Annotated in this window: 9 protein-coding genes; 2 read left to right on the top strand and 7 right to left on the bottom strand. The window is 54.3% G+C overall.

From position 1 onward, the window contains the following. Nucleotides 1-106 precede the first annotated feature (106 nt). From PN477_RS16870 to PN477_RS16840, 7 genes are all read right to left on the bottom strand, one after another. Entirely contained in the window at nucleotides 107-1,414 is a 1,308-nt protein-coding gene (locus tag PN477_RS16870; protein ID WP_272119598.1) for a serine/threonine-protein kinase, read from the bottom strand. 145 nt (nucleotides 1,415-1,559) lie between these two features. Next, entirely contained in the window at nucleotides 1,560-1,817 is a 258-nt protein-coding gene (locus tag PN477_RS16865; protein ID WP_272119597.1) for a ParE family toxin-like protein, read from the bottom strand. Next, nucleotides 1,795-2,016 (bottom strand): hypothetical protein, encoded by a 222-nt coding sequence (locus tag PN477_RS16860; RefSeq protein WP_272119595.1) that lies wholly within the window; start codon nucleotides 2,014-2,016, stop codon nucleotides 1,795-1,797. The genes PN477_RS16865 and PN477_RS16860 overlap by 23 nt, the downstream gene beginning before the upstream one ends. 175 nt (nucleotides 2,017-2,191) lie before the next feature. Beyond that, nucleotides 2,192-3,523, bottom strand: coding sequence for a PQQ-dependent sugar dehydrogenase (locus PN477_RS16855; RefSeq protein WP_272119593.1), 1,332 nt, complete (start codon nucleotides 3,521-3,523; stop codon nucleotides 2,192-2,194). A gap of 69 nt (nucleotides 3,524-3,592) precedes the next feature. Next, complete coding sequence (locus tag PN477_RS16850) at nucleotides 3,593-5,107, bottom strand: ABC transporter ATP-binding protein (RefSeq protein WP_272119591.1); 1,515 nt, start codon at nucleotides 5,105-5,107, stop codon at nucleotides 3,593-3,595. Nucleotides 5,108-5,221: 114 nt separating this feature from the next. Then, nucleotides 5,222-6,139 carry an NAD(+) kinase gene (locus PN477_RS16845; protein ID WP_272119589.1) on the bottom strand — a complete coding sequence of 306 codons (918 nt, stop codon included), beginning with the start codon at nucleotides 6,137-6,139 and terminating at the stop codon, nucleotides 5,222-5,224. 136 nt (nucleotides 6,140-6,275) lie between these two features. Beyond that, a complete protein-coding gene (locus tag PN477_RS16840) occupies nucleotides 6,276-7,253 on the bottom strand; it encodes an NmrA family NAD(P)-binding protein (protein ID WP_272119588.1) in 978 nt (325 codons plus the stop codon). A gap of 52 nt (nucleotides 7,254-7,305) precedes the next feature. On the opposite strand from PN477_RS16840, the gene PN477_RS16835 reads away from it, so the two are divergent. Together PN477_RS16835 and gnd are read left to right on the top strand one after the other, a co-directional pair. Then, nucleotides 7,306-7,485 carry a hypothetical protein gene (locus PN477_RS16835; RefSeq protein WP_272119587.1) on the top strand — a complete coding sequence of 60 codons (180 nt, stop codon included), beginning with the start codon at nucleotides 7,306-7,308 and terminating at the stop codon, nucleotides 7,483-7,485. 108 nt (nucleotides 7,486-7,593) lie between these two features. Continuing rightward, on the top strand, nucleotides 7,594-9,012 hold the full coding sequence (gene gnd, locus PN477_RS16830; RefSeq protein ID WP_272119586.1) for a decarboxylating NADP(+)-dependent phosphogluconate dehydrogenase: 1,419 nt from the start codon (nucleotides 7,594-7,596) through the stop codon (nucleotides 9,010-9,012). Nucleotides 9,013-9,065 lie beyond the last annotated feature (53 nt).

The raw sequence follows: 9,065 nt of genomic DNA, 5'->3' as shown, positions 1-9,065 counted from the left end.
TGAGCCAAGAACTCATTTTTCGAGCACCAGGCATCGAAAAGCCAGACCCTGCATAACTTCGTGGGAATTAACGAGTTAATGATTCTTGAAAAAAAGTCTGTAACTCTTATATATTACAACCTACAAGTCTCGACGCGAGAGCAGACTGTTCCTCCCACTCAATCTCCCACTCCAACTCCACCCCCCCCCCATAACTAAAACTGTTCGACCACATATACGGGAGGTGTCCCTCCTGTGCTCGAGTGTTGAATGTTACGTCTTTGTAGTACAACCAAGATTTTCCGTTGCGCCAGCCCACCGCATCCCCGAACGCTTCCCAGACCTGTTCATCATACTGCCTAGTTCCGCCCAACGCCTGATAAATCCGCTTCTGGACACTGAACCCAAAACGCCCCTTACTGTAATGCACCCAAAGCTGATCAATGGCGCGTAAATCCTCACAGGGGAAATTATCAATACTTTTTACATCAAGCCAGCTTTCCTCAGTTCGGTTCGCCACCACTAGCATTTGCTTGCTTGTTTCCTGATCGGCTCCTCGCCAATCCCCTGCTTTGAGCAGTTCCGCTAAGCGTTGATACCGTGCCGGAACCTGTAACCGAGGCGTAGAAGGCTGTAACAATAACAGCCACGCTGTTACTGTCTTGGGGCGATCCTCCGGTGGAATCGCCATTCCCTGCTCAATCGCCGCCCGCACCGCCGCACTACAATTCTGGGGAACCTGAAAGCGATCGTTAATAACCCGCATAAACGACGGCGGCGGACTTGCACCCGTGACCAACGCGCTCAATGTTGCCGCCAACGCATACACATCCGTAAACTCACCCCGTCGCGCCTGCTCATCATATTGCTCAATCGGTGCAAAACCAGGGGTTAAGATAGCTGTTTGAGTCTGGGTGACATCGGGCAAAAACTCCCGCGCAACCCCAAAATCAATCAATACCGCCTCATCCCGATTCGCCCGCACCATAATGTTTTGGGGCTTGATGTCACGATGGAGTCGCCCCTTTTGGTGAATCACAGCTAACCCCGCGCCCACCTGCTGCACATACCGCACCGCGTCCGCTTCCGATAATTTGCCGTGCTGCCTTAACCGCTGCCCCAAATCCAACCCCGGAATATATTCCATCACAATGCAGGGCAAGCCTTGATGATTGAAAACATTCTCGATCTGAACAATGTGGGGATGGCGACAGACCGCCAGACTCAGAGCTTCATCTTTAAAATCCCGTAAATACTTATCGCGATAATCGGCATAATCGGGGTTGGTCATGATCTCATCCTTGAGGGTTTTGATCACCACCTGCTGACCCTGTTGGTCTTGGGCTAGATAGGTGATGCCGAAACCACCCTGACCGATTTTTTTGACGATAGAGTAGCGATCGCCGTAGAGAGATTGACCCGACTGCCAAGCCATGACGTATTTGCGTGACGGAGAACAGTCTTTATTGTACGGCAGACCATCGACGGAAACACTGCCCACCCTACAGGGAATTGCGGGGTTGAGGGTGGAGCGATCGCACTTCTATTTTCCATTCAAGCCTCAACTGCATCGTGCAACATCACTTCAAAAGATTTTCGTATTGATGGTGATCGCCAATCCAAATCCAATAATAATTATTGTCTTTTTTCAAAGCTAACGCTCGATATCCACCGCTGATTCGGGCAGACCACAAATTTTTACCCACTTTTTTAAAATGTAAAGAAGGGTGCAATGCGTTTTTCTGCCAAAGTTGATAAGCTTTTCGCGCTTGCTTTTGTATTTTAGGGGATAGATGGGCATAGGCTTTCCAAAACTCACTCGTTGTAAAGGACTTCATCTAGATCCCTCACATTATTTTTGGCAATATCTTTTTCTGCCTTAGCAATGAGGTGATCTAATTTGCCTGATGTAACGTCAGTTTCAAGTTGTTGATCCCACATTTGATCAAGATACTCTTGAAGCCAGTTTGCCAGATCTCGAATTTCCTGCTCTGGCAGTTGTTTGATAGCTGATTCAAGTTCTAGTCGGGTAGTCATTGGCTATTTTTAGATCGTCAGCACTTGTTTCAATGATCACCCATGATAACAGCGTCCTTTCGTGGATTCATTGACCCCCAAGGCTGCCTAGAATGAAATGAATCATGAGCAAGAACGGTTGAAGGTGGCGAGGGTGGGTGCGATCGCACTCTCAACCCCACCAACCCTCACGCCGTTAGGGACTGTATTGAATGCGATAAATGCGATGATTAGCCTCGTCCGTCATTAATAACGAGCCATCGGGCATCACCAAGAGTCCTACGGGCCGCGCCCAGGTTGTCGGGCCGCTGGGATCGACCAAAAATCCGGTTAAAAAGTCTTCATAGTGACCCACGGGCCGACCGTTGACATCGAAGGGGACGAAAACCACTTTATATCCTGTTCCGGTGCTCCGATTCCATGACCCCCGGAATGCGACAAATGCGCCGTTTTGGTAGCGATCGGGGAAGGTGTTGCCGTCATAAAATTGCAACCCCAACGCCGCCGAATGGGATTGAAAGAGGACATCAGGCAATTGGGTTTGACGCACGAGATCGGGGGCTGTGCTCTGCCCGTTGGTCTGGTGGCGTGGGTCTAAATTTTGCGGCGTGAGATAGGCATAGGGCCAGCCGAAAAATTCGCCGGCTTGGATGCGGGTGAAGTAGTCCGGGACGAGGTCATCGCCGAGGCCGTCGCGCTCGTTAACGGTGGTGTAGAGTTCGCCTGTGACGGGATGAAAGTCTAAACCGACGGGATTGCGGAGACCACTGGCAAAGGTTTCGAGGGTTTGACCGTCAAGCGCCAGGGTTTGCACCGATGCACGCGGCAGGTCTTCTGCGTCGGCATTGGAGCGCGAACCGATGGAAATGTAGAGGCGATCGCCTCCGGGTGAAACCACGACATTGCGAGTCCAATGCTGGTTATATCCACCCCCCGGCAAGGCGACGATGCGATCGCCTGTACCCTCCAAAGCGGTTTGTCCGGCGACCAAGGCATAGCGCCGCACCTCGTCCGTATTCCCCAGGAAAAAATACCCCGCCGCAAAGGCCATACCGAAGGGAATATCTAAGCCGTTCGCCGCGCTGGCAAAGGTTTCAACCTGCTCGGCAACACCATCGCGATCTGCGTCAATCAGGCGGCGGATGCGGTTTTGGCGCGTTTCTGTGACGAGGACATCACCATTGGGGGTCAGCGCGAGCCAGCGGGGATGATCCAATCCGTCCGCGAAGATGTTGACCACAAATCCAGCCGGAACATTGAGGGAGGCATCGGCGGGCGGGGCGATGACCTGGGGCGATTTGCGGACGCTGTTGGAGGCGTAGGGAGCGGGAAGTTCGTTGAGGGCAATGGTGATCGGCGTGGGGTTGAGGGGTTGGGTGGCGATCGCTGTTGCTGCGGCGGGTGGGGCTGCGGCGGGTGGGGCGATCGCATCTGGGGTGGGGCGATCGCTGGTTTCCGGTTCGAGTGCTAAGGGCTGACAACTGCCAAGGAGGAGACACAGTCCAATCCACGTTTGCCAAGTTTGCATCGCTCACCTCAATCTGTTCAACGGTTACCCTTTCACCTCTATCGTAATTCTCAAACCGTTGGTGTGTGTTTAATGACCGGCCATGGCGGGGCCGATGGTGGCGAGGTCGGCATCAGCGATCGCACTTTCGTAGACGAATTTACCCTCACTCATGACGATGAGGCGATCGCTCAATACCAATAACTCGTCCAAATCTTCACTGACCAATAGCACCGCCACACCGCGATTACGGGCCGCCACGATTTGGCTATGAATATCATCCACAGCGGCAAAATCTAGCCCAAAACAGGGGTTAGCCGCGATCAGGAGTTGAATCCCTTCCTCGGACAGTTCCCGTGCGAGGACAGCTCGCTGCACATTGCCCCCGGAGAGGTTTTCAATGGGGGTATCGGGGGAGGGGGTTTTCACCTTAAAGGAGGCGATTAAGCCCGTGGCCATGTGGCGAATCGCTGACCAGATCAGCCAAATGCTCCATTTGGCTTGGGGGGGGCGATCGAAGGTGCGCAGGGCCATGTTTTCCGCGACGGACATATGGGGAACACAGGCATTTTTTAACGGTTCTTCGGGGAGGGCGAAAATACGATGGCGGGTCATTTCTTCACGGGTGGCGCGGTAGGGTTCGCCGTTGACGGTGATCGTGCCGGCGGTGGGCGATCGCTGTCCCGCCAAGACTTCGACAAATTCCTTTTGGCCGTTGCCCGACACGCCCGCAATCCCGACAATTTCGCCGCGATGGACAGTGAGGGAGAGGTTTGCGATCGCGGGCAAGCCATTATCCTTATCCGCCCCCAACCCTTGCACCGCCAACATGGGTAACTGCGTCGGGTCGCCTTCTTTGGCCACCTCTTTGCGCTCCTTACTTTCTCCCAGCATCATCGCCGACATCTCCGCCACGGAAAGATCCGCCACCAGCCCACTCCCGGCCCATTTTCCCTTCCGCAACACCGTCACCTCATCGGTAAAGGCAGAGACTTCGCGGAATTTGTGGGTAATCAGGAGGATGCTCAGTTTGCCCGCTGTCACCTCTTCGCGCAACAGTCCCAGCACCTCATCGGCTTCGTTGGGGGTGAGTACCGAGGTGGGTTCATCGAGGATCAGAACTGTACTTTTGAGGTAGATCTGTTTGAGGATTTCGAGTTTTTGTTTTTGACCGGCGGCCAGTTGAGCCACAGGGACATCCAGAGGAATTTGAAAAGGAGAAGTATCCATAAACGCCGCTAATTGCTCCCGTTCCTGGGCCCAATTGATCAGGTGGTGGGATTCGTTGCGGGCGAGGACGAGATTTTCCGCAACGGTCATGGCGGGGACAGAGGTGAAATGCTGATACACCATGCCAACGCCGAAATGGTGCGCGTCGCGGGGATTGTCAATCTGGCGGGCTTGTTTGCCAATCATCACATCACCATGATCCGGGTGATAAAACCCCATCACACATTTCACGAGGGTACTTTTTCCCGCCCCATTTTCACCGAGGAGGGCGTGAATCGTACCGGGGCGCACCTTCATCGAAACTTGGTCAAGGGCAACGAGGGAACCAAAGCGTTTGGTCAGGTTATAAACTTCGAGTTCGGGGGGCGTTTGCATGGGGAAATCTCACCACGGATCGAAAGTAGCGTCCCATGATCATTGGGTTGTGAAGGTAGTCTCAGCTACAGTTCAGGGTCGGACTTGGGGGGAAATTGCTGCGATCGCACCGTATTAAGGCAGTTCGACGGAGGTGGGTTTGGCGATGTGGGGCAGTCCCCAGCCAAGTTTTTCCCGGAGGATGCGGAAAAATTCGGGGGATTGGAGGCGAATGAAGTGGGCGGAGTATTGCGATCGCTGCACCAACAATCGATCCTGAGGCAGCACCGGACAGCCCCCATTGCCATCCACCACCATCACCATCGGATTCGGCGTGGCCGGGAAAATCTGCACCGGATTGCTCTCGGAAAACACCAAGGCCCGCGAAGCGAGGGAATGGGGACAAATGGGAACGAGTTGCAACACGGGCACATCGGGGGTTAACACGGGCCCGCCCGTACTGAGGGAATAGGCGGTGGAGCCGGTGGGGGTGGAAATGATCACCCCATCGGCGGCAATATCGACGGGGGCATGGTGGCCGATTTTGATTTCAAAATGGCACATGCTGGTGAGGGGTTCCCGGTGCAAGACCGTTTCATTTAAACAGAGGGCTTCCCAAAGAAGGGTATCCTGGCGATACACCTGGACATTGAGCATGGAGCGGGTTTCAAGCTGATAGTTCCCCGCTTGGACGGCTTCTAACGCCAGGGGCAATTGGTTGACGTAGGTTTCGGTTAAAAACCCCATGTGACCGGTATTGACGGTTAAGAGGGGGAGTTCTAGGGCCGCCACTTGCCGACAGGCAGCCAAAACCGTGCCATCACCACCGAGGACAATCCCGAAGCTCATGGTGTCGTCAAAGCCATCGGGAATGAGGGATTCAGCGGCAATGGGGGAAGGGAGTTCGTCGCCCTGATGATAGCCCAGGAGGCCGCCTTGGCTAGAACGCACACAAACTTCATGGCCGGCTGCCGTGAGGGTTTCTTCTAGCTCTTGGGCAATGCGGCAGGCGGTGGGTTTAATGTCATTGAACAGGATGCCTATTTTCGGCACGGTGCTTTTGGGAGAATGGAGTACAGCAATTTTAAGGGATAGAGGTTTTCCCTGTGTAGTCAGGGGGCTGGATTGACCCTAAAACTACACAGTTGGGATGAGGAGGAGGGGGATGAGACGATTCCCCAGTTTTTGCCTATTTTGCTTTAATGGTTTTTTTCTGGCGGCGTTTTTTCTCTTTTTCTTTTTCGTAGCCGATTTCCTTGAGTTTGCTCATGATGCGGGAGAAATACTCTTGAAGATAGGCTTCGAGGGTAGTGGTTTCGGCGGGGTCGAGTTCGAGGAGTTGATAGGTTTCCGCCATGGGGGCATCGAGGGGGGTTTCGCTGGCAAGGACTTCGGCGAAGGCGAGGCGATCGCCGACATTGTAGCCCCATTGGAAGCTGCGGACGATGGCGCGGATGATGCGCAGGATGGGGAGTTCGAGGCGGGCGGTTTTGGCGGTTTGGCCGGCGAGGCGTTCGCAGAGGCGGATGATTTCGTAAGCACCCCAGGCACGAGGGCCAACGACGGGCAGGGTGCGATTGGCAGCGGCGGGGGTTTCGGCGGCACGGATCGCAAATTTGGCAATATCAATGGTGTCCATGTAGGCGATCGCCGATCCCAACCCGGTAATCCACACCACTTGATTATCCAAAATCGGCACAGCATACTGCCCGATCAACCCCTGCATAAACCCGCAGGGCCGCAAGATCGTGTAGTCCATCCCCACTTCGGCGAGATACTTCTCGGTACAGTGCTTGATCTCCATTAAGGGCACATTCGGGAAGTTCTCCGCATTGAGAATCGAGAAAAAAATGTAGCGTTTGATCCCGGCGGCTTTGGCGGCTTGGATCAGGGCAACTTTGCCATCCCAATCCACTTGGCGAATCCGGAGGGAATCCGTTGCCCGTGTGGTCGCTGCGTCGATCAGGGTCTCCACACCGTCAAGGGCCGGAGCTAGGGTCTCAGGGTCACAGAGATCGCCTTGAATGAGTTTGGCTCCCCATTCCTGAAGAAACGATGCTTTACGAGGGTTCCGGACTAAGCACCGTACCGAATGACCTGCATCAATGGCACGTCGTACAATTTGCCGACCTAACGTGCCTGTTCCACCAACGACCAGTAGCTCCATAGGATTTTAAGATTCTTAAAGGATTTGTAATATATCTACATAATATTATCAGATGATGGCGGGCCCCACGGTATTCTCTCGCGGCGTGGTGTGGATGGGGAATTGTCCGGAATTGTTGATCGAAGCGGAGCGATCGCCCCCGTCCAGTCAAGGCGCGATCGCCCCCGTCCCACTGTCCCCTAGGGCGGTTTGGGAGGACTGCCCCAAGGAGGGGCGATCGCTCCGTTCTTAAGCTCTTCTTTAGCGTAGATCGGAAATGTTCAGGCTAGGCTGAACGGTACGAAGGGCTGCATTGTTTTGAAGCGCCCGCACTGCTATAGATGAGGATATAGAGCAAGATATGACAAAGCGAACCTTTGGTGTAATCGGTCTAGCCGTCATGGGTGAAAACCTCGCCCTCAACGTGGAAAGTCGCGGCTTTCCCATCGCCGTCTACAACCGCACCAGCGCCAAAACCGAGCAATTTATGGCGGAACGGGCCCAAGGCAAAGATGTCAAAGCCGCCTACTCCCTCGAAGAATTTGTGCAACTCCTAGAACGTCCCCGCAAAGTCTTGGTGATGGTCAAAGCCGGTGGCCCCGTGGATAAAGTGATCGAGCAACTGAAACCCCTGCTCGAACCCGGCGACATGATCATCGACGGCGGCAACTCCCTCTACGAAGACACCGAACGCCGCACCCAAGACCTCGAAGCCACCGGCCTCGGCTTTGTGGGCATGGGAGTCAGCGGCGGCGAAGAAGGCGCGTTAAAAGGCCCCAGCCTGATGCCCGGCGGAACCGCCAGCGCCTACCAAGAACTTGAACCGATTCTCGTCAAAATCGCCGCCCAAGTGGACGATGGCCCCTGTGTAGCCTATATCGGTCGTGGTGGCGCGGGTCACTACGTCAAGATGGTTCACAACGGCATTGAATACGGCGATATGCAACTGATCGCCGAAGCCTACGACCTGCTCAAACTGGGTGCAGGCTTGACCAACCCCGAACTGCACGAAGTATTTGCCGAATGGAACAAAACCGAGGAGTTAAACTCGTTTTTGATTGAAATCACCGCCGACATCTTCACCAAGATGGACACCGAAACCGATCAGCATTTGGTGGATCTGATTATGGACACCGCTGGCCAGAAGGGGACGGGCCGCTGGACGGTGATGTCTGCGTTGGAATTGGGTGTACCCGTGCCGACGATGTATGCAGCGGTGAATGCGCGGATTATGTCGTCCTATAAGGATGAGCGAGTCGCGGCAGCCCAGGAAATTACCGCCGAGGTGGGCAGTTTCAGCGGCGACAAGCAGACCTTTATTAACCAAGTGCGGGACGCGCTCTATTGCTCGAAAATGTGTTCCTATGCTCAGGGGATGGCGTTACTGCGCAAGGCCTCCCAGGAATATAACTACGGTTTAGATCTGGGTGAAGATGCCCGGATTTGGAAAGGCGGTTGTATTATCCGGGCGGGTTTCCTCGACAAAATTAAGGCAGCGTTCACGGAAAATCCGGATCTGCCGAATTTGCTCCTCGCACCGGAGTTTAAACAGAGCATTCTCGATCGCCAATCGGCCTGGCGTGAGGTGTTGGTGATGGCGAATCAGTTGGGGATTGCGGTTCCGGCGTTTAGCTCGTCGTTGGATTATTTCGACAGCTACCGACGGGAACGGCTCCCCCAAAACCTCACCCAAGCCCAACGGGATTATTTCGGCGCTCATACCTACGAACGCACAGATAAGCCGAAGGGCGAATTTTTCCACACCCAATGGATGGCATAGGGTGCTGTTTCGACGCTGAATTTGAAAGGGAGAAGCGATCGCAGGTGAGATCG

The organism is Spirulina subsalsa CS-330, from assembly GCF_028330765.1.
GTDB classification, from domain to species: Bacteria; Cyanobacteriota; Cyanobacteriia; order Cyanobacteriales; family Spirulinaceae; genus Spirulina; species Spirulina subsalsa_A.
Note: the sequence above shows the minus strand (reverse complement) of the source record. Positions and strands in the feature narration are given on the sequence as shown.